The organism is Sphingomonas sp. Leaf412 (genome assembly GCF_001425405.1).
Classification (GTDB): Bacteria; Pseudomonadota; Alphaproteobacteria; order Sphingomonadales; family Sphingomonadaceae; genus Sphingomonas.
Genome location: NZ_LMQP01000003.1, coordinates 434,583 through 454,771, shown reverse-complemented (window position 1 = coordinate 454,771; position 20,189 = coordinate 434,583). Strand labels below are relative to the sequence as shown.

The following is a 20,189-nucleotide window of genomic DNA, read 5'->3' as shown; positions in this document are numbered from 1 at the left end:
CCCCCCCCCCCGCCCGGACTCCACGCAGCGCCAGGTCGGCCGCCTCCGTCACGCGCCCTCGACGCAGCAGCGATCGGACCCGCCAGACGGTTATCGAGGGATCGGTGGATGCCGGCAACCCGTCGAAGAACGATCCGGCGCGTACGCTTTCGCCGGTTTCGTCCGCCGCGATCGCGGCATATAGATCGAATGCGGGACGATCCCCGACAACCCGTCTAGCGGCGTCGATGACTGGGGCCATGTCAACGAACCGTTCCGCCAGCGTCAGCGTGTCCAGCCAGCCCAGCCACAGGCTGGACGCGTCCGCTGCGTGCACCCCCGCCTCGCGATAGCTGCGCATGTCGTCGTCATCGCCGGCCATGCGACGGAGGCGTGCGAGCGTCGCATGCCCCTCGAGCCACGCCGGGTTACGGCGGACCGCCTGTTCTACCTCGTGGACGGCGCCCAAGGTGTCGCGCGCTGCGAAGCGTGCAGCGGCAAGCCCCAGCACGACCGACCCGTCCGACGGGGCCAGCCTCATGGCGCGAAGGAAGTCGTCAACGGCCGGTAACCCCGCCTCCAGCCGTGCACGGGCATGACCATGTGCAATCAATGCGTCGGTGGGAGCGAGTTTATGGGCGACCGCGAACGCGCCGACGGCCTCTGACGACTCACCCAGGTTTCGCGCGGCGAGGGCAAGCATTTGCCAAAGGCGCGGATCGTCGCGGTAACGGACCGTCGCTGCGCGAAGCAAAGGCGCGGCCTCTTCCTCGCGCTCGGTGCGCAGCGCGACGGACGCAGCGCGAAAGGCCGCTTCGGGATCATTGGCGACCGCACGACGCAAAACCGCAATGGGGTCCGTGGTCGGGGAGGAGTGAGGGGTAACCGACATGCGCATCTCCGGTATTGTAACGAGATGCCGTCAGAAAAGAAAACGGCGGGTGTCTCCACCCGCCGTTGATAGTTTTACAGGCGTCGTGCTCCTAGAAGTCGAGCGTAACACCCGCGTAGATGTAGCGACCAAGCGCGTCGTAGACGCCGGGCCAGGTGTTCCCGTTGCACGCACCAGCCGGGCAATTCTGCGACGTCGTCAGCGGCGGCTCCTTATCGAGCAGATTGTTCGCACCGATACGGAAATTGTAGTTTTCCGCGATACGTGCCGTGAACGACAGATCGAAGTAGTTCTGCACCGGCAGGCGGCGATTGGCCGGCGTCACGGTGCCGCCCAGTGCCGTCGTGTCGAGCAGGACGGAGTCGAAATACCGCCAGCGGAGCGAAACACCCAGACCCTCGGGCGACGTGTAGCTCGCCCGCGCCTGATGCCGCCACTTCGGGTTCGGCGTGCCGCAGATGTTGCCGTAGAGACCGGCGCAATCATACTCGTCCGAAACCCCCGGGTCGGTCTTGATCTCGTCCAGGTAGGTTCCGACGAAGCTCAGCGCGACGTTGCCGGCCGACCCCAGGCCAACCGTGTAGCTGGCATTGACGTCGATACCCCTCGTCGAAAGGCCACCGATATTCTGCGTCGTGTCGACAACGAAACCGTTGTTCGACCGCCACAGCGAACCGAACTGGTCGCGATTGATGAGACCGCAGAAGAACGGATCGGCGCTGGTGGTGCAGATGTCGAGGATCGTGTCCTGACCGATGCCGCCGATCGCGCCGGTCAGCTTGATGTCGAAATAATCGACCGAAAGCGCGAACCCGCGAAGGAAACTCGGCTGAAGCACGACGCCCGCGGTGTACGTATCCGCGATTTCAGGCAGCAGGTTCGAGTTTCCGCCGATCAGCCCGTTGTACTGCGCCGCCGGATTTGCCGCTACGGTCTGCCCGACGGTGAGGCCCTGGGCGATACAACCGACGTCGGCCGCGGTGATGACGAACCCTGCGCACGGATCGGTCGCACCATTCAGCGCGACGCGGTTGGGTGCGAACAGATCCTGCACGGTCGGCGCGCGAACGGCACGGTTGTAACCGCCGCGGAACCGGATGTCGCGGATCGGCGCGAACTCACCCTCGATCTTGTACGTGTCGGTGTTGAAGGAACCGCCAGCCGAATTCTCGTAGCTCGAATAGCGATAGCCACCCGTGACGGTCAGGTCATGGAAGAAGCCGTCGTTCACGATCGGCAAGCGCGCTTCGGCGAAGAACTCCTTCACGTCAAACTTGCCTGCGACCGGGAGCGTTGGCGCTCCCTGACCGGCTAGGTCACCAGTCTGGAATGTCACATCAGAGAAGAAGTCCAGCGTCTCACGACGGTATTCACCGCCGAGGACTATCCCAAGACCATCGGCAGCGAACGGCGACTTGATGCCATACTCGCCAAGCTGCCCGGTGACGGAACCATTGATGACCGTCTCACCATTAATACCGCGCTGGAAACCAGGCACCTGCAAGTAATTCAGCGCCTCGGCGGTAACGCCGCCATTAGCGAAGATATTGTAAGGAACGCAGTTCGGATCCTCACCGCCAGCCTGGGCCGAACGACAAATAGGAGCACCACTCGGCCCGTTGATTACATCAAGCGACCGACCAAGACGGCTGACGGAGAAATCATTGAAGTAGGTCTCAGCGAAGTTCGTGCGTCCATACTGGAAGAACGCATCGTAATTCCACACCGGCGAGATATCACCACGGACGCCAGCGACAACACGATAGCTCGTATGTTGCAGGTCGTCACGGCGCGGTCCGCCTTCAACGTTGCGACGCAAGGGTTGCAGGAACCCACGCTGATAATTTGCGCCGCTGACAGGATCGATGAAGTTGAAGGGTGCAACACCTGCTTCCACCGATCCATCAGGCGCGGTCAGCAGATTAGTCGGCGCACAAACGATCGCGCGTTGCTGAGCGGAAAGCAGCGGATTGTCGCAGTTGATCGAGAACGTGTTCCCGAAATTTCCGGAAGGGGCGATCTGCGCAACGGTCCGATCGTCCATGAACATGAACTCTGCGTACGGCTTCACCGCCTCAGACACTTCGTAGCTTGCGAAAAAGCCAGCAGTGTAACGCTCGTCGGGACGCTGGAAGTAGTTGGTCGGCGCGAAATTGAAAGGCGTCGAACCGGGGATGAAGGTGCTGCCCGGCCCAACCTGCAACGTCGCGTCGTTGGTAAAGAACGTGCCGTTCGCGGAGGTCGCCGAACCACCACAATTGTAGCGACCGAAGCCCGCCGCACGCTGAGCCGCGGTCGACTGACCGAGCGCGCATGCGCTGTAATCGCGACGATCCTGCGTCACCGCGTTGATCTTGCGATAGCCTGCATAGGCCGTGATGTGACCGCGGTCGTCATCGAACTTCGTTCCGAACGCAATCGTCGCGTCGACCGTGCCGCCGTCCGCAACCTGCCCGTCGGGAGCACCGAAGCCGCGCGCGGAGAGCGCCCGCTGCACCTCGCCGCCGGCGCGATTGTTGTGGTTGTAGAACGAATACTGGCCGTCGAGGCGCAGGCCCTCGAAATCGGTGTCCAGGACGAAGTTGACGACGCCGGTCACGGCATCGGCACCGTACACCGACGAGGCGCCGCCCGTCAGGACGTCCACGCGCTTGATGATCGCACCAGGGATAGCATTGATGTCAGCCGCCGAAGATCCCGGATCGCCCGGCATCAAGCGACGGCCGTTGACCAGCACGAGGTTCCGCTCGGACCCGAGGCCGCGAAGGTTGATCGTCGCCGTGCCGCTGGAGCCGTTGGAATAGCCAGCGTTCTGACCGGCGAACACCTGCGGCAGCGAGTTGACGAGATCCTCGACGCGGGTCGTGCCGGTCTGCTTCAGTTCGACTGCGCTCAGCACCGTGATCGGGCTGGCGCTTTCCAGGTTCGGCGACCGCAGGCGCGAACCGGTGACGACCAGATCGGTGCTGCTGCTGGCCGGCTCGCCATCCGACGACGCCTGCTCGATCTGACCCTCGACCGGACCGACACCGGCCTCCGGAGTCGTCTGCGCCAGCGCGGGGCCGGCGAACAGCGCCATGGCGGCAAATGCCGATGCGGCGCTACCGAGCAGCGCACTCTTCGATTTGATCACAGTGACGTGTCCTTCCCCATTTGAGGCTCGCAAGCGTCCCGAGGCGCTCGTTTTTTCGAACCGACTGCCATTTGTTTGCAACGCCCCTCCGGGGTTGTAAACGACATCGCGGGAAGCGGCGCGGGTTCGTAGAACCGTGTGACCTTATTGCAACAAGCCGTTTCAGGGGGCAGAAGGTGGCGAACAGGATGAGAAAATCGGGATGCGCAGCCGTTGCGGTGCTGTCGTTGCTCCATGTTTTTCCCGCGGCGGCCACCGGTCAGACCCGGCCATCGGTCGACAGCGGTCAGATGTCACGCGTCGCCGACTGCGTAAACGTGAGCGTCGATGCGCAGCGGCTGGCATGTTTCGATCGCGAGGTCGGTGCCATGCTCGCGGCGGTCAAGAACAAGAAGATCGTCGTCGTCCAGCAGGACGATATCCGGAAGGCGCGCCGGACGCTCTTCGGCATCCCCCTTCCCCGGATCGGCGCCCTGGACGGCGCCGGTGAGCCCGAGAAGGAAATGACGGCGACGATCAAGTCCGTTGGACAAGGCGATGGCGGCCGCATCACCTTCACCTTGGAAGACGGGGCGTTGTGGGCGCAGACAGACGATTGGCCGGTGTTTTCGGCCGTGAAGCCGGGACAGAAGGTCACGTTGAAGCGCGGCATGTTCGGTAGCTATTTCGCCGATTTCGAGCGCGCACCGACCGTTCGTGCGAAGCGGGTACGCTGACAGCGATGGATGCGCTCGAACGCGAGGCCGACGCATGCGCTGCGCGTGGCGACGTCGCCGGAGCGGAGCGACTGCTGACGGATACGGCAACGCAGGACCCGACGCGGATTGACGTTTGGGTAAAGCTGGCCTCCGTGCGGCGCGCACTGGGCGATCACGCCGGCGCCGAAAAGGCGATTGCTGCCGCGCTGCGCCTAGACCCCCTCCATTTCATGGCACTGATGAGTCAGGCACGTCTGCTGGAATTGTCGGGGCGGACATCGGACGCCGGTCGGACATACCTTCGCGCGATCGCGCAGCTTCCGGAGCAGGAACCCGTCCCGCCCCATCTTGTTTCGGCGGTCGATCATGCCCGCCGGGTTGGTAACACGTATGTCGAGGGGGTCGCGGCGACATGGCGAGATGTCATCGACGACGTACCCGGGCTTACTTCCGACATGCGACGGCGGCTTGACCGATTTTCCAGCAATGCCCTGCATCAGACGCGCGTGTTTCATTCCGCACCGACGCACTATCACTATCCCGGCTTACCGGAACGTGAGTTTCACGATCGCGCCTCGTTCCCATGGCTCGAACAGCTTGAAGCGCAGACCGAGGCGATCCGCGACGAATATCTGGCGTTGCTGCAACATGACCGAATGCGCGCCGAACCTTACGTACAATATCAACCGGGCCAACCGGTGCGCCAATGGGCGGCCTTGAATCATTCGGCGGACTGGACCGCATTTCATCTGCTTCGGAACGGCCAGCGTGTTTCCGCCAATGCTGACGCCTGCCCTCTTACCCTCGCCGCAATCGATCCGGTCGATCAGCCGCGGGTCGCCGGACGATCCCCCAACGCGATGTTCTCACTCCTCAAGGCTCACACCCGCATACCGCCGCATACCGGCGTGGCGAACACGCGCCTCGTTTGCCACCTGCCACTCATCATCCCGGACAATTGCCGATATCGCGTAGGCGCGGAAACGCGACCCTGGCGCGTTGGCGAGGCGTTCGTGTTCGACGATACGATCGAGCACGAAGCCATCAACGACAGCGACGAGCCACGCGTCGTCTTCATTTTCGATCTTTGGCATCCGGCGCTTTCCATGGCCGAGCGCCTGGCCGTTGGCCGCCTGATGGAAGCGGAAGACGCCGGTGACGGCGCCCCGCTCTAAGGCCCCTTCACCCCCGCCACCGCCGCCGGATCGATCCGCGCGCCACGCCACGTCAGGCCCCAGTGCAGGTGCGGTCCCGTCGCGCGGCCGGTCGCGCCGATGGCGCCGATCGTGTCGCCCCGATCGACGCGTTGCCCCTCCGCCACGTCGATGCGCGACAGGTGGAGGAACGCGCTGTTCAGGCCGTGGCCGTGGTCGACGATCAGCAACCGTCCCTCCAGCGTGAACGGCGTCGCCGCCGCCAGCACCACCACGCCGTCCGCGGGGGCGACGACCGGCGTACCGGTGGGCGCCGCGACGTCGACCCCGCCGTGGTAGCTGCCCGGCTCGCCGCGATAGATTCGCTGGCTGCCGAACACGCCCGATATCCGCCCGCGCGCGGGCCAGACGAAGCGCTGGCGCCAGCCTTCAGAGCCGCCGTCGATCGCGCGGGCCGCGACGATGCGGGCGAGTTCGGCGGGACGGCGCGCGGCGAAGGCGGCGCTGGGCACCGGCACCTTCGCCAGCCGATCGAGCCGCTCGATCCGCCAGGCCCGCGGGGCGACGCCGATCGGCAGGGTCAGCGTCGTGCCGTCCGCCAGCGTGGCGGACAGGACCGATCGCACCGCGGCGTCGCGATCGAAGGCGATGACGAAGCGTCGGTCCGCCGCGAGCCTGACCGGCGCTCCGTCGAGCATCATGCGGACGGTTCCCGGCGGCGCGATACCCAGCAGCAGGCCGCCCTGCCGCGCCACGCCCTCCAGCAGGAACGATGCAGGCGTGGCGAGCGCGGGCGGCGGGGGCGAAGGGCGCGGCATCGCAGCGGGCGTCGCGACGGGCGGCGCGGCGGGCGGCCGTTCCGGCGCCGGGGCGACGCAGCCCGCGAGGAGCAGGATCGGCACGATCGCCGATGCGGGCAGGCGCGTCATGCCGTCCCCGTCGCGGCGTCCACCGCGCCGCGCGCTCCCGGACCGGCGGCGAGGCTGCACCGCGGATGCCGCGACGCATCCGGTATGACGACGGTCACCGGGTGAGGCCCCGCACCGACCGGACACCCGCCGCGATCCGTCACCGCGGCGCCATCTCCGCCGCCGCGATCCCGGAACTGGCGAACGGCCGCTGCGTCCGCACATCCCAGTAGCGCAAATCCTCCAGCGCGATGCGCGCCCCCGATATCGCGCACACGACATGGTCGCCGGTGCTCAGCACGCGAAAGCCGTTGGCCATATAGTGGAGCCGCGCGGGGCGTTCGGTCTGGGACATCAGCATGACGGACACTCGAATCTACAGCAGCCGCGGCTGCTCGGGTTTTGCCGCAGGATAGGGACGCGACGGCGCTTTCTCAACTTTCCCCTTCTCAACTTTCCCCGGCCCGACCTGCGCGTCGACCACATCGTCCCTGAAGCGCAGGCGCAAGGCCCCCGCCTTGCGCGCACCCGCCGCGGAGGTGATCGTGCCTCCCGCCTGCGCCTCCACGCGGACATAGCCGCGTTGCAGCAGGCGGTCGGGATTCAGGCTCTCGACCAGCCGCCCGATATCGACCAGCCGCCGCCGCGCCCCTTCGATCCGGCGGTCCAGCGTCGCGGGGCGGATCGCGCCCGCGACGCGGTCCACCTCGGTCCGCGCGCGCGCCACGCGGCGTTCCAGCGCGCGGTCCAGCCGCAGCCCGAGTTCGTCGGTCCGCTGCCGCTGCGGCCCCAGCAACCGGTCGCGCGTCGGCATCACCCGCGCCAGCGCCGCGATGCGCTCGCGCCCACGCTCGACATGGCGGTTGGCACATCGCGCGGCACGCGCGCGCATCGTGTCGAGCGCCAGCCGCAGCTCCGCCAGCACGGGCACCGCGATCTCCGCCGCCGCGGTCGGCGTCGGCGCGCGCAGGTCGGCGGCATGATCGCACAGCGTTGTGTCGGTCTCGTGCCCCACGGCGGAGATGATCGGGATCGGCGAGGCGGCGACCGCGCGCACCACCGCTTCCTCGTTGAAGGCCCACAGATCCTCGATCGACCCGCCGCCGCGCGCGACGATCAGCAGGTCGGGGCGGGGCACCGCGCTACCAGGCGCCAGCGCGCCGAACCCGCGCACCGCCGCGGCGATCTCCTCCGCCGCGCCCTGCCCCTGCACCTTCACCGGCCAGACGACGACGTGCGTGGGGCAGCGATCCTCCAGCCGGTGCAGGATGTCGCGGATCACCGCGCCCGTGGGGGAGGTGACGACGCCGATGACGCGCGGCATGAACGGCAGCGCGCGCTTGCGGTCGCGATCGAACAGCCCCTCTCCGGCCAATTTGGCGCGCAGCTTCTCCAGCAGCGCCATCAGCTGGCCCGCGCCGGCCAGCTCCATCCGCTCGATCACGATCTGGTATTTCGACCGCCCGGGATAGGTCGTCAGCCGCCCGGTCGCGATCACCTCGATCCCGTCCTCGGGGCGGAAGGCGAGGCCCGCGGCGCTGCCCTTCCACATCACGCCGTCGATGACCGCGCTATCGTCCTTCAGCGCGAGGTAGACGTGGCCGCTCGTCGCGCGCTTGTACCCCGAAATCTCGCCGCGCAGGCGGACATGGCCGAACTCGCCCTCCACCATCCGCTTCAACCGGCCCGAAAGCTCGCCGACCGACAACGCCATCGCATTGTCGCCGGGCACCGCCTCCGCTACCAGCCGCCCGGTCGGGGTATCGTTGAAGGGGTCGGGCATGAACATCCTGCTGGTCGGGTCGGGCGGGAGGGAACACGCATTGGCGTGGCGGCTCGCGCGATCGCCCACCCTCGATACGCTCTTCGCCGCACCGGGCAACCCCGGCATCGCGCAACACGCCACGATCCCGGACCTGGACGTCGACGATCACCGCGCCGTCGTCGACTTCGTCCGGCGGCAGCATATCGGGCTGGTCGTGATCGGGCCGGAGGCGCCGCTGGTGAAGGGGCTGGCCGACAATATCCGCGCGATCGGCGTGCCGGTGTTCGGACCGGGACGCGAGGCCGCGAGGCTGGAGGGGTCGAAGGGCTTTACCAAGGATCTGTGCGCGCGCGTCGGCATCCCAACCGCGCGCTATTTCCGCGTCACGTCGCGCGACGGGGCGCTCGCCTGCCTCGACGATTTCGGCGCCGACGACCATGGGGCGTGCGTCATCAAGGCGGACGGGCTGGCCGCGGGCAAGGGCGTCGTCGTCGCCGCGACCCGTGCCGAGGCGGAGGCTGCGATCGCGGACCTGTATCGCGGCGGCCCGGTGGAGGCGGTGATCGAGGAACGGATGGAGGGACCGGAGGCGTCGCTGTTCGTGCTGTCGGACGGCACCTCCATCGCGGCGTTCGGATCGGCGCAGGACCACAAGCGCGTCGGCGAGGGCGACACCGGCCCCAACACCGGGGGCATGGGCGCCTTCTCTCCCGCGCACGAACTGACGCCCGACCTGGAGAAGCGCGCGCTGGACGAGATCGTGCGCCCGACGATCGACGCGCTGGCCGCCTCGGGCACGCCCTATGTCGGGGTGCTGTACGCCGGCCTGATGCTGACTGCCGACGGGCCGAAGCTGATCGAATACAACGTCCGCTTCGGCGATCCGGAATGCCAGGTGCTGATGGCGCGCTACGACGGCGATCTCGCCGCATTGCTGCTGGCGGTGGCGGAAGGGCGGCTGGCGGACGCACCCGCACCGGCGTTCCGCGACGAGGTCGCGCTGACGGTGGTGATGGCGGCGACCGGCTATCCCGGCGCCCCCGCCATGGGCGGCGCGATCCGCGGGATCGACGCGGCGGAGGCGACGGGCGCCACGGTTTTCCAGGCGGGCACGCGCCTGGACGGCGAGACGCTGGTCGCGGCGGGCGGCCGCGTCCTGGCGGTGACCGCCTGCGGCACGGATATCGCGGCGGCACAGGCGGCGGCCTATCGCGCGGTCGACGCGATCGACTTCCCGACCGGCTTCTGCCGCCGCGACATCGGCCGGCGCGCGACGTAGGATCGGGTAGCGCGGCGGTTTAGCCCGCCGCGTCCGCGGGGCTTTCCGTGCCCGTGGTGTCATCGAATGGCGCGCAGTTTCAGGCGCTACGCCCCCGCGTCCGACCAAACCTTGTTACGAACCTACCCGCCGCGCCCGCCTAATCAATCCTCGCCGTCAGCGATGCGGCGGACGCGTTCGGTGAATTCGGCGTCGGACTTGCGCAACCGGTGGCGCATCGCGCCCGCGATCCCGCCGAAGCCCAGGATCATCAACGCCCAGGTCGCCGGTTCGGGCAGGTGCCCCGCGGCGCGCAGCACCTTGTCGAGCGGGCCCTGTTCGGCGGTACCGACGTTATCGCCCTCGCCCAGTGCGGCGATCTCCTGCTCCAGCGACGCGGTGTCGTCCGCCCCCGGCACATGCTCGACCGCGATGCCGTGGTCGGCGGGCTGCGCCTCCCACAGGATCGCGCCCGCACCGCGGGGGGTGTCGGCGGCCGCAGGCGACGACAGCAGGAGGGCGAGCGCGACCGCCCCGCCCTTCGTCACCATCGCCGATCCGAGTCGCAGCACCGAAAACTCCACCACATCCGTCCCGCCTCATTAATACACCGTTCAGCACAACGGAAGAGGCGATCGGATCCGGCCGCGTCCCGGCCGGGGACGTCAGTCGACGAACGCGGGCGCGCGCCGGCCCATGTTGGCGGCCACCGACTCGCGCTGGTTGGGGGTGCCCATCAACGCGATCTGCTCCGCGCTTTCGGCCCGCAGGATCGCGGCCTTGTCCATGTCGTGCAGGTCGTTGAAGATCCGCTTCGCCGCGCGCACCGCGTGCGGGTTGCGGCCCGCGATCTCGCGCGCGATCCCCATCGCGCGCTCGTACGGCGCGTCGTCGACATGCGTGACCAAGCCGTAGGACAGCGCCTCGGTGCCCGAGAACTCGCGGCTGGTGTAGACCAGCTCGCGCAGCACGTCCTCCCGCCCCAGCCCGCGCCACAGCGCGAAGCCGCCCATGTCGGGGACCAGCCCCCAATAGGTTTCGCGGATCGCCATGCGCGTGTCGGGGTGCGCGATGCGGATGTCCGCGCCCGACAGAAGCTGGAAACCGCCGCCCATCGCGACGCCGTGGATCGCCGCGATCACGGGCATGCCCAGCTCGCGCCAGCCGGTGCACACATGCTGCGCCAGGTTCGACTCGCCGTGGCTGCGCTCCGACAGCTTCAGCCCCGATCCGCCCCCCGCCATGCTGGCCATGTCCAGCCCGGCGCAGAAGGCGCGCCCCTCCCCCGACAGGACGGCCACGCGCACGTCGCGGCGGTCGCGCAGGTCCGCGATCGCCGCCGCGATCCCCGCGAACATCGCGGGGTCCAGCGCGTTCATCTTGTCGGCGCGGGTCAGGCGGACGTCGGCGACGCCATCGGTGACGGTGATCGAAACCCGGTCGGTCATGACGCATCTCCTAAGTCGGTCGTTTGACCACCGCTAACCCGCCCGCTCCGCCGCCGCAACCAGGCGATAGCCGCGCGCGCGGTCGGTCAGCAGCATGGGGAAGGCGAAGCCGCGGTCCAGCCGCGCGCGCAACCGCGACACCTGCGCCGCCAGCACGTTCGTCCCGGGTGCGAAGCGCAGGCCGAACACCGCGCGATACAGGTCGGCGTGCGCCACCGTCTCCCCCGCGTGCCGGGCCAGATGCGCCAGCAGGGCGTATTCGCGCGGCAGCGGGGCCAGCCGCCGCCCCTCGCGCCAGGCATCGCGCGCCACCGGATCGATCGACAGCGCGCCGACGCGCCACCCGCCGCGCGACGCGAGCAGCCGTTCGGCGCGGATCGCCACCAGCGCGTCGGGCGCGCCGCCCGCCACCGCATCGTCCGCGCCCGCATCCAGCGCCGCCGCCTCCCCCGCCCCGTCGGCCGCGACCGCCAGCATCGCGGCATGCGGGTGGCGCAGGCGCAGCGACGGGACGGCGCCGGCATGGGCGACCAGCACCGCCTGCCCCGCCGCGACCCCGCGCGCGGCCAGGGCCACGGTCACGCCCGGCCGGTCGATCAGCACCTGTACGCCCACGCCGCCGTCGTACCCGCGGGCGCGGGTCAGCGGCGTACCGATGCCTCCGGATCGGACAGGATCGCCAGCCGCGCCCGCGCCGCGCGCGCGACCAGCGCGTCGGGATCGTCGCACCCTTTTTCCAGCACGCGGCGATCGTCCAGCGCTGCGATCGCGGTCATCCGCATCCGCGGTGCGGGGTGGCGCACCGCCATCTCCGCCGCCAGCCCCGCCCCCGCCGCACCGCCCAGCGCGACCGCCAGCGTCACCAGCGCCTCCGACCGCGCGACGGTCAGCGCCTCCGCCACGACGTCGCGCCCGATGTCGAAGCGATACTGGCTGCGCCATTGCTGCGTCCGGTCGTGGCCCAGGATGTTGAGCGAGACCGAGAAGGCGTCGGGGGGCAGTTGCACGTGGACGTCGCGGTGCGCGCGGTACAGCATCACCCTTCCGGGTTCGAGCCGCGCGCGCTCCTCGAACACCAGCCCCGCCGCATCGCCCGGCAGGCGCGGCTCGCCGTCGAAACGGTAGTAATCGCTCCAGTAACCCGGCCCCATGTACCCGACCGTCAGGAACGAGAAATTATGGTCGTGCGGCAGGTCGTAGAAGAACGGCGCCGTCCCGCCCGCGCGCACGACGGCATCGTCGCGCGCGGGCCAGAAATTGGCGCGCAGCGCATAGCGGCCGTCGGGATGCGCCAGCAGCAGGACCTGCGCGCCATAGGCGTTGGCGGACTGGCCCGAGAAGCGCCGCTCCAGCTCCGCGATCGCCAGGTCGGAAAGGAACCCGGGGTTCCGCCCGAGCCGCGCCAGCCACGGCCCCATCGCGGCGAACGCATCCTCGTCGCGTGGATCGAATCGCGCCTCGTCCAGCGCCGCGACCAGTTCCTCCAGCCCGATCGCGGCGCCCTGTCCGGGGTCGATCAGGCGGGGCACGGGTGCGCCTCCACCAGTGGGATCGTCGCGCGCGCCGCCGCCCGCACCTCCGCATGCGGATCGTCGGCCATCTCCCGCAACCGCGGCAGCGCGGCGGCGGCGTCGAGCGCGATCCACTCGCGCATCGCGGCCCAGCGCAGGTGGAACGCCGCGTCGCGCGTCGCCGCGTCGAAACAGGCGCCGGCATCGGTCCGCTCGCACGACCGCAGCAGCGTCAGCAGCATGCGCGTGCGCGACCCCGCCTCGTCGTTGGTCGCGATGCGACGCAGCCGCCCCGTCGCGCGGTCATATTCGCGCGTCAGCCCGTCGCCCTTCGGCGCCACCGTCAGCGTCACGACGTCGCGCGCCGCGCCCTCGATCAGGAACGCCTGCGTCCGGCCGTCCAGCGTCAGCACGTCGCCGTCCGACAGCGCGCGCGGCGGCAACGGCGTCGCGACGGGGGCGGCGGCGGCCGAAAAGTCGTCGCCCGCCGCCCCCGCTTCCCACGCCAGCAACGTCGCGCCGCCCGCCCGGTGATAGCGCGTCACCGACACGCGCCCCGATACCGCCAGCGTCGTCGCCCGCGGCCGCGCCGCCATCGCCGCGGCGGACAGGACCGACGCGACCAGCACCGCGCGCTCCCCCTCCATCAATACCGCGCCCGTCCGCAGCGGGTCGCGCGCGGCGCGCAGCGGCGGATCGTACCACGGATCGCGCCGCAACGCCGCGATCCACGGGCCCAGCAGGTCGGGCACCCACGACGGATCGCGCAGCAGGTCGACACCCGCCCGCGTCAGCGCATCGGCGCCCGCGATCGACAATGTCGCGCGGACGCGATCCGGCGCGGTCACAGGCCGCGCGGATCGTTCTCCACGATCACGACGATCGCGACCGTATATTCGAACGTCCCGTCCGCCATCTGCTCCGACGCACGGATCGCGCCGCAATTGGCGATCCGGGTGTCCAGGTCGGTGATCTGCGCGATATCGATGCCCATGGCGTCCTGTCCCCTCGTCCGGTTGCGGGGCGATCGTCGGCGCGACGGGGGCGGGGGCGTTAGTGAATTCGCTGTAACGTTGCGCCGTCGGATCGGGCGTGTAGACGGGCCGCCATGGACGATATTCCCATGACGATGCCGCCGACGGCGACGGACGAGCGTTTCGGCGGGCACGGGGGGCGGCTGGGCATCCGCTTCCATGCGCGCGGCCGCGACTGGATCGAACTCGCGCTGCCGTGGTCGGCGGAACTGGTGGGGGACGAAGAGACGGGCGTGCTGGCGTCCGGCCCGATCATTGCGCTGATGGACATGGCGACCAGCCTGGCGGTGTGGAACCGGATCAGGGGGTTCGCGCCGCATGCCACGCTCGACCTGCGGATCGACTATTTCCGCCCCGCGCGCAGCGGCGCGACGGTGATCGGGCGGGCGGAATGCCTGCGCGTCGCGCGATCGGTGTCGTTCACGCGCGGCATCGCGCACGACGGCGACATCGACGATCCGATCGCGCACGTCGCGGCGACCTTCATGGTCCCGACCGGCAGCTACACGCGCGCCGCATCATGAAGCTGCCTCCCTATGCCGCCCTGCTGGGCGCGACGCTGGAACGCGCGGACGACGGGACGCCGGTGATGGTCATGCCCTTCGCGGAGGACGTGATGGGGCGGCCCGGCTTCCTGCAAGGCGGCGCGATCTCGGGCCTGCTGGAGGTCGCGGCGATCGCCGCGCTGCGCCACGCGCTGGAGGAGGAGGGCGGCGGCCGGATCAAGCCGATCAACGTCACCGTCGATTTCATGCGCGGCGGGCGCGACCGCGATACGCGCGCCGCGGGCATCATCACCCGTCTGGGCAATCGCGTCGCCAACGTGGAGGCGGTCGCATGGCAGGATGATCGCGCGAAACCGATCGCGGCGGCACGGATGAACTATTTGATCGAGCGGGACTGACCCTCTCCTCCCCTCCCACGGGCGGGAGGGGCTGGCGTCACGCCGGGTCCAGCCGGATCAACCGCCCGTTGGCGCCGTCCTCCAGCACCCACAACGCGCCGTCGGGGCCCTCCTCCACCTCGCGGATGCGCGCGCCCAGCGCCACGCGCCCCGCATCCGTCGCGGTGCCGCCGCTCACGCGCACGCGCACCAGCCCCTGCGCGGTCAGGCCCGCCAGCACGAAATCGCCGGTCCAGCCCGAGAAGCGCGTGCCGCGATACTGGATCATGCCGCCCGGCGAGATCACCGGCGTCCACGCGATCAGGGGCGCGGCCAGTGCCGGGTTGGTGGAATGCCGCGGATAGGGCGCGCCGCCGTAGCGGCTGCCTTCCGACACGGCATCCCACCCGTAATCGGCGCCGCGCCGGACCAGGTTGAACTCGTCGCCGCCCTCCGGCCCCATCTCGCTTTCGAACAGGCGGCCGTCGCCCGCGAACACCAGGCCGTAGGGGTTGCGATGGCCGTAGGACCAGATCTCGCCCTTCGCGCCCGCGGTCCCGACGAACGGATTGTCCGACGGCACGCTCCCGTCCAGGTTCAGCCGCACGATCTTGCCCAGCGTCTTCGACAGGTCCTGCGCCGGCGCGCCCTGCTGCCGCTCGCCCGCGGACACGAACAGCTTCCCATCGGGGGAAAAGGCGATGCGCCCGCCGAAATGGCCGTCGCCCGATACCTTCGGGTCCTGCCGCCAGATCACACGAACATCGGACAACGCCGCGCCCGACGCCGCCTCCGTTAGCGTGCCACGCGCGACCGCCAGTCCCTTGCCCCCGCTGCCCGCCTCGGAAAAGCTCCACCACACGCGCCGGTTCGTCGCATGTGCGGGGTCCAGCGCGACGTCGAGCAGGCCGCCCTGCCCGCCCGCCGCCACCGCTGGCAACCCGCCGACCGGCGCCGACACCGCGCCCGCTGCGGTGACCAGGCGCAGCGCGCCGCCCTTCTCGGTCACCAGGATCCGGCCGTCGGGCAGGAACGTCATCGCCCACGGATTGTCGAACGTCGCGATCGTGGTCCGCGAGACGCCCGTGACGCCGGGGGAGGCGGACGGGCTGGGCAACGGTTCGGGCGAGGCGGTGGCGGACGGGCTCGGCAGCGGGCCCGGCGCCGGAGCGGGCGTGCCCCCGTCCCCGTCCCCGCCGCACGACGCCAATACCGCCAGCGCCAGCGCGCCCGCGCCCAGCGCGGCTGCCCGGCGCCTCACTTCGCCGCCCCTGCCGATGCGGGCGGGGTCAGCTTCAGCAGCCGCCCCTGCGATCCCTGCGCGCCGTCCTCGATGATCCAGATCGCGCCGTCGGGCGCCTGTGCGACGTCGCGGATCCGCTGCCCCATGTCCCACTGGTCGCCCTTCGCGGCCGCGGTACCGTTCAGGTCGACGCGTACCAGCGCCTTGGACGAAAGGCCGCCGATGAATGCGTCGCCCTTCCACTGCGGGAACAGGTCGCCGGAATAGATCATGAGGCCCGCCGGGCTGATGACCGGATTCCATGACACTTTCGGCGCCTCGTATCCGTCGCCGGGCGCATGGTCGGGGATCGGGCGGCCGTCGTAATGGTCGCCGTTGGACACGTTGGGATAGCCGTAGTTCTTCCCCGCCACGATCAGGTTCAGCTCGTCCCCGCCCTTGGGGCCCATCTCCTGCTCCCACAGATTCCCCTGCGCATCGAACGCGATGCCCAGCAGGTTGCGGTGGCCGTAGCTCCACGTCTCGGGCCTGAAGCCCTGGCTCGCCAGCGGATTGCCCGTCGCGGGCTTCCCGTCCAGCGTCAGCCGCAGGACCTTACCCAGCGATGCCGACTTGTCCTGCGCGGGCGCGAACTTCTGCCGCTCGCCCGCGGTGAAGAACAGGTATCGGCCGTCGGGGGAGAAGGCGATGCGGCCGGAATAATGGCCGTTCCCCTCCACGAACGGCGCCGCACGATACAGCGCCTCGATCTCGCCCAGCCGTTCGCCGCCGCCGTCGCCGCCGCCATCGGGGCGCAACCGTCCACGCGCCAGGATCACGCCCTTCCCGCCCGGCCCGGCCGCCGAATAGCTGAAATACACGCGGCCGCTGGTGGGGAAGTCGGGCGCTGGGACGACGTCCATCAATCCCCCCTGCCCCGCCGCGTCGACCGGGATCGTCGCCACGGTCTGCCGGCGCTTCGCGTCGGCGGACAGCAGCAGCATCCGTCCATCCTTCTCGGTCACCAGCACGCGCCCGTCGGGCAGGAACGCCAGCGCCCAGGGCGAATCGAAATCCGCCACCGGCGTCGCGGTGAACGGCAGCGCCGCGGACGCCGCGGGAGCCTGCGCCGAGCAGGCGGTCGAGGAGGCGGCCACGACGGCCAGCGCGACGAGGATGGAGGAACGGCGGATCATCGGCGATACCCTTTTGCGACGTGCGGATGTAAAGCCCCCGCCGACGCATGGTTCCGCCGCTTGCGAAGCGGGCGCCACGCGGCTATACCGGTCGGGCTTTCTCTTACATCGTCAGATGCGAAGGGGTCGCGGGGCTGGCCCCGCGGCGGCGAAACCGCTTTGCCCGAAGGTTCGTGTATCTTGGCCGACATCACCGCTTTGACCGCATTGATCGAGCCCGAGGCGTCCGCGCTGGGCTTCGACCTGGTGCGCGTGCGGCTGATGGGTCGGGGCGACGAACGGACGTTGCAGATCATGGCCGAACGGCCCGACACGCGGCAGCTGGTGATCGAGGATTGCGCCACGCTGTCGCGCCGCATCTCGGACGTCCTGGACGAACTCGAAGCCGCCGGGCGCGATCCGATAGAGGGCGCGTACCGGCTGGAGGTGTCGTCGCCGGGCATCGATCGTCCGCTGACGCGGCTGGGCGATTTCGCCGACTGGGTCGGGCACGAGGCGCGGATCGTCCTGAACGAGCCGCTGGACGGGCAGAAGCAGTTCCGCGGCGAGCTGGAGGGCGTGACGGGGCAGGACATCGCGATCCGCAACCGCACCGGCGAGCTGGCGCACGTGCCCTTCGCCGGGATCGCCGACGCGAAGCTGGTGCTGACGGACAAGCTGATCGCCGCGACCGTCCCGCTGTCGATGGACGGGGCGGACGAGGAAGAATTTCACGACGTATCCGCGGACGCGGATGGGGAAGAAGAGGATAACCGGTAACATGGCCACGGGCGTCACCGCCAACCGCGCGGAACTGATCGCGATCGCCAATTCGGTCGCGACCGAGAAGATGATCGATCGCGCGATCGTGATCGAGGCGATGGAGGACGCGATCCAGCGCGCCGCCCGCACCCGCTACGGCCAGGAAATGGACATCCGCGCGAAGCTGGACGCCAGCAACGGCGACCTTCGCCTGTGGCGTGTCGTGGAAGTGGTCGAGGAGGTCGACGACCTGTACAAGCAGGTCGACCTGAAGGGGGCGGAGAAGCTGCAACCCGGCGCGAAGGTCGGCGACTATCTGGTCGATCCCCTGCCCCCGATCGAGTTCGGCCGCATCCAGGCGCAGGCCGCGAAGCAGACGATCTTCCAGAAGGTCCGCGATGCGGAGCGCGAGCGCCAGTATGAGGAATTCAAGGACCGCGCGGGCGAGATCATCACCGGTGTCGTCAAGCGCGTGGAATTCGGCCATGTCGTCGTCGACCTGGGTCGCGCCGAGGGCGTGATCCGCCGCGACGCGCAGATCCCGCGCGAAGTGGTGCGCGTCAACGACCGCATCCGGTCGCTGATCCTGAAGGTGGTGCGCGAGAACCGCGGGCCGCAGATCTTCCTCAGCCGCGCGCACCCCGACTTCATGAAGAAGCTGTTCGCGCAGGAAGTGCCCGAAATCTACGACGGCATCATCGAGATCAAGGCCGCGGCACGCGATCCCGGCAGCCGTGCGAAGATCGGGGTCATCAGCCACGACAGCTCGATCGACCCCGTCGGCGCCTGCGTCGGCATGAAGGGCAGCCGCGTGCAGGCCGTCGTGCAGGAGATGCAGGGCGAGAAGATCGACATCATCCCCTGGTCGCCCGACACCGCAACCTTCGTCGTCAACGCGCTCCAGCCCGCCAACGTCGCGCGCGTCGTGATCGACGAGGAGGAGGACCGGATCGAGGTCGTCGTTCCCGACGACCAGCTCAGCCTCGCGATCGGTCGCCGCGGCCAGAACGTCCGCCTCGCCAGCCAGCTGACCGGCAAGGGCATCGACATCCTGACCGAACAGGACGCGAGCGAGAAGCGGCAGAAGGAGTTCGTCCAGAACAGCGAGCTGTTCCAGAACGAGCTGGACGTGGACGAGACGCTGGCACAGCTGCTGGTCGCCGAGGGCTTCGGCGCGCTGGAAGAGGTCGCCTATGTCGAGCTGGACGAACTGGCCGGTATCGAGGGCTTCGACGACGACCTGGCGGCCGAGTTGCAGAACCGCGCCGCCGAGGCGTTGGAGCGCAAGGAAGTCGCCAATCGCGAGGAGCGGCAGGCACTGGGCGTCGAGGACGCGCTGGCCGAGCTGCCGTACCTGACCGAGGCGATGCTGGTGACGCTGGGCAAGGCGGGCATCAAGACGCTCGACGACCTGGCCGACCTCGCCACCGACGAACTGGTCGAGAAGAAGCGCGCCGAACCGCGCCGCCGCAACGACGAGGCCCCGCGCCGCACCGACCGTCCCGAGAACAAGGGCGGCGTGCTGGGCGAATACGGCCTGTCCGACGAGCAGGGGAACGAGATCATCATGGCCGCGCGTGCGCACTGGTTCGCGGACGAGGAACCCGCCGTGGCCGAAACCGACGCGACGGAGGGATCGGACGCCTGATGCCGTTCGTCTCGATCAGGATATCGGGCTCCGCGAGCAGGGAGCAGAAGGCGGGGATCGTGGCCGACGTCACGTCCTCGCTCGTGTCGCGGCTGGGCAAGAACCCGGCCGCGGTACAGATCGTGATCGAGGAAGTGTCGACGGAGAATTACGGCGCGGGCGGCATCCTGCTGGTCGATCGCGACGCCAAAAAGGGAGACGCGCATGCGGTTCCCAACCGATGAGGCGCTAGGGCGCTCACCGATCCATCGTCACCCCGGCCGCGAGCCGGGGTCCATCGTGCCGCATGCTCCCCGGATCGGGGCCAGCGCGGCGCGATGGATTCCGGGTCGGGCCCGGCATGACGGATCGCTACAGACGCGGCAGACCGAAACCGGTCGCCAGATCCTCCCAGCGGGGATTGCCGCGTTCGATCAGGTCGATCTTCCAGTCGCGACGCCATTTCTTGATCCGTTTCTCGGTCGCGATGGCGGCCTCCATCGTGTCGGCCATGTCGAACCAGACGAGGCGCATGACGCCGTAGCGGCTGGTGAACCCCGCGAAGGTGCCGTCGCGATGCTGGATGAGACGGGCAAGAAGGTCGGACGTTACGCCGACGTACAACGTGCCGTAATGGCCGCTCGCCAGGATGTAGACGCAAGGTTGCCGCTCCCTCATCATCCGCAGATTGCCGGGCGCGACACCGTCGCACAATCCCCCGTCACCCCGGACTTGATCCG

General features: G+C 69.3%; 21 protein-coding genes and 1 pseudogene. 8 read left to right on the top strand and 14 right to left on the bottom strand.

Annotated elements, in window-relative coordinates:
* Both ASG29_RS17050 and ASG29_RS09320 read right to left on the bottom strand, forming a co-directional pair.
* A partial coding sequence (locus tag ASG29_RS17050) for a tetratricopeptide repeat protein (RefSeq protein ID WP_414884421.1) occupies positions 1-877 on the bottom strand: 877 nt, incomplete at its 3' end.
* Between the two features lie 85 nt (positions 878-962).
* Complete coding sequence (locus ASG29_RS09320; RefSeq protein WP_055983104.1) at positions 963-4,004, bottom strand: TonB-dependent receptor domain-containing protein; 3,042 nt, start codon at positions 4,002-4,004, stop codon at positions 963-965.
* Between the two features lie 176 nt (positions 4,005-4,180).
* Between ASG29_RS09320 and ASG29_RS09315 the strand changes: the two genes are divergently transcribed.
* Complete coding sequence (locus tag ASG29_RS09315; RefSeq protein ID WP_156457967.1) at positions 4,181-4,720, top strand: hypothetical protein; 540 nt, start codon at positions 4,181-4,183, stop codon at positions 4,718-4,720.
* A gap of 5 nt (positions 4,721-4,725) precedes the next feature.
* On the top strand, positions 4,726-5,877 hold the full coding sequence (locus ASG29_RS09310) for an aspartyl/asparaginyl beta-hydroxylase domain-containing protein (RefSeq protein WP_055983099.1): 1,152 nt from the start codon (positions 4,726-4,728) through the stop codon (positions 5,875-5,877).
* Here the strand turns inward: ASG29_RS09310 and ASG29_RS09305 are convergent.
* The 3 genes from ASG29_RS09305 to xseA all read right to left on the bottom strand — a co-directional run bounded on the left by ASG29_RS09305 (position 5,874) and on the right by xseA (position 8,547).
* Positions 5,874-6,785 (bottom strand): M23 family metallopeptidase, encoded by a 912-nt coding sequence (locus tag ASG29_RS09305; RefSeq protein ID WP_055983097.1) that lies wholly within the window; start codon positions 6,783-6,785, stop codon positions 5,874-5,876. The two genes, ASG29_RS09310 and ASG29_RS09305, sit on opposite strands and share 4 nt — an antisense overlap.
* Positions 6,786-6,924: 139 nt before the next feature.
* On the bottom strand, positions 6,925-7,125 hold the full coding sequence (locus ASG29_RS09300) for a DUF2093 domain-containing protein (protein ID WP_055983094.1): 201 nt from the start codon (positions 7,123-7,125) through the stop codon (positions 6,925-6,927).
* Between the two features lie 15 nt (positions 7,126-7,140).
* A complete protein-coding gene (xseA, locus tag ASG29_RS09295; protein WP_055983092.1) occupies positions 7,141-8,547 on the bottom strand; it encodes an exodeoxyribonuclease VII large subunit in 1,407 nt (468 codons plus the stop codon).
* Here xseA and purD point away from each other — a divergent pair.
* Positions 8,546-9,808 (top strand): phosphoribosylamine--glycine ligase, encoded by a 1,263-nt coding sequence (purD, locus tag ASG29_RS09290; RefSeq protein ID WP_055983090.1) that lies wholly within the window; start codon positions 8,546-8,548, stop codon positions 9,806-9,808. The two genes, xseA and purD, sit on opposite strands and share 2 nt — an antisense overlap.
* Before the next feature lie 143 nt (positions 9,809-9,951).
* Here purD and ASG29_RS17835 read toward each other — a convergent pair.
* The 6 genes and pseudogenes from ASG29_RS17835 to ASG29_RS16720 form a co-directional block, all read right to left on the bottom strand.
* Positions 9,952-10,116, bottom strand: a pseudogene (locus ASG29_RS17835) (PEPxxWA-CTERM sorting domain-containing protein); the annotation flags it as partial.
* 336 nt (positions 10,117-10,452) lie between these two features.
* A complete protein-coding gene (locus ASG29_RS09280; protein ID WP_055983085.1) occupies positions 10,453-11,235 on the bottom strand; it encodes a crotonase/enoyl-CoA hydratase family protein in 783 nt (260 codons plus the stop codon).
* Between the two features lie 33 nt (positions 11,236-11,268).
* Entirely contained in the window at positions 11,269-11,850 is a 582-nt protein-coding gene (locus ASG29_RS09275) for a winged helix-turn-helix domain-containing protein (RefSeq protein WP_156457966.1), read from the bottom strand.
* Positions 11,851-11,876: 26 nt separating this feature from the next.
* Positions 11,877-12,764: a hypothetical protein gene (locus ASG29_RS09270; RefSeq protein ID WP_055983081.1), complete on the bottom strand. Its 888-nt coding sequence runs from the start codon at positions 12,762-12,764 to the stop codon at positions 11,877-11,879.
* Positions 12,752-13,594, bottom strand: a complete 843-nt coding sequence (locus ASG29_RS09265; protein ID WP_055983079.1) for a hypothetical protein — start codon at positions 13,592-13,594, stop codon at positions 12,752-12,754. The genes ASG29_RS09270 and ASG29_RS09265 overlap by 13 nt, the downstream gene beginning before the upstream one ends.
* On the bottom strand, positions 13,591-13,740 hold the full coding sequence (locus ASG29_RS16720; protein ID WP_156457965.1) for a hypothetical protein: 150 nt from the start codon (positions 13,738-13,740) through the stop codon (positions 13,591-13,593). Before ASG29_RS16720 ends, ASG29_RS09265 begins: the two co-directional genes overlap by 4 nt.
* Positions 13,741-13,854: 114 nt before the next feature.
* Here ASG29_RS16720 and ASG29_RS09260 point away from each other — a divergent pair, with 114 nt between their 5' ends.
* Together ASG29_RS09260 and ASG29_RS09255 are read left to right on the top strand one after the other, a co-directional pair.
* Entirely contained in the window at positions 13,855-14,304 is a 450-nt protein-coding gene (locus tag ASG29_RS09260) for a PaaI family thioesterase (RefSeq protein ID WP_055983077.1), read from the top strand.
* Entirely contained in the window at positions 14,301-14,684 is a 384-nt protein-coding gene (locus tag ASG29_RS09255) for a PaaI family thioesterase (RefSeq protein WP_055983074.1), read from the top strand. The genes ASG29_RS09260 and ASG29_RS09255 overlap by 4 nt, the downstream gene beginning before the upstream one ends.
* A 37-nt stretch (positions 14,685-14,721) precedes the next feature.
* Here ASG29_RS09255 and ASG29_RS09250 read toward each other — a convergent pair whose 3' ends face one another.
* Positions 14,722-15,924 carry a PQQ-dependent sugar dehydrogenase gene (locus ASG29_RS09250; RefSeq protein ID WP_235532850.1) on the bottom strand — a complete coding sequence of 401 codons (1,203 nt, stop codon included), beginning with the start codon at positions 15,922-15,924 and terminating at the stop codon, positions 14,722-14,724.
* Positions 15,921-17,081: a PQQ-dependent sugar dehydrogenase gene (locus ASG29_RS09245; protein WP_055983072.1), complete on the bottom strand. Its 1,161-nt coding sequence runs from the start codon at positions 17,079-17,081 to the stop codon at positions 15,921-15,923. Before ASG29_RS09245 ends, ASG29_RS09250 begins: the two co-directional genes overlap by 4 nt.
* Before the next feature lie 180 nt (positions 17,082-17,261).
* On the opposite strand from ASG29_RS09245, the gene rimP reads away from it, so the two are divergent.
* The 3 genes from rimP to ASG29_RS09230 are packed head-to-tail and all read left to right on the top strand — an operon-like array spanning position 17,262 to position 19,694.
* Positions 17,262-17,840: a ribosome maturation protein RimP gene (gene rimP, locus ASG29_RS09240; protein WP_055983070.1), complete on the top strand. Its 579-nt coding sequence runs from the start codon at positions 17,262-17,264 to the stop codon at positions 17,838-17,840.
* 1 nt (position 17,841) lies between these two features.
* The gene (gene nusA, locus ASG29_RS09235) at positions 17,842-19,470 is read left to right on the top strand and encodes a transcription termination factor NusA (RefSeq protein ID WP_055983068.1); all 1,629 of its coding nucleotides are present in this window, start codon (positions 17,842-17,844) and stop codon (positions 19,468-19,470) included.
* Positions 19,470-19,694: a tautomerase family protein gene (locus ASG29_RS09230; protein WP_055983066.1), complete on the top strand. Its 225-nt coding sequence runs from the start codon at positions 19,470-19,472 to the stop codon at positions 19,692-19,694. The genes nusA and ASG29_RS09230 overlap by 1 nt, the downstream gene beginning before the upstream one ends.
* 127 nt (positions 19,695-19,821) lie before the next feature.
* On the opposite strand, the gene ASG29_RS09225 is transcribed toward ASG29_RS09230, so the two are convergent.
* Positions 19,822-20,130 carry a GIY-YIG nuclease family protein gene (locus ASG29_RS09225; RefSeq protein WP_055985371.1) on the bottom strand — a complete coding sequence of 103 codons (309 nt, stop codon included), beginning with the start codon at positions 20,128-20,130 and terminating at the stop codon, positions 19,822-19,824.
* Between the last annotated feature and the right edge of the window lie 59 nt (positions 20,131-20,189).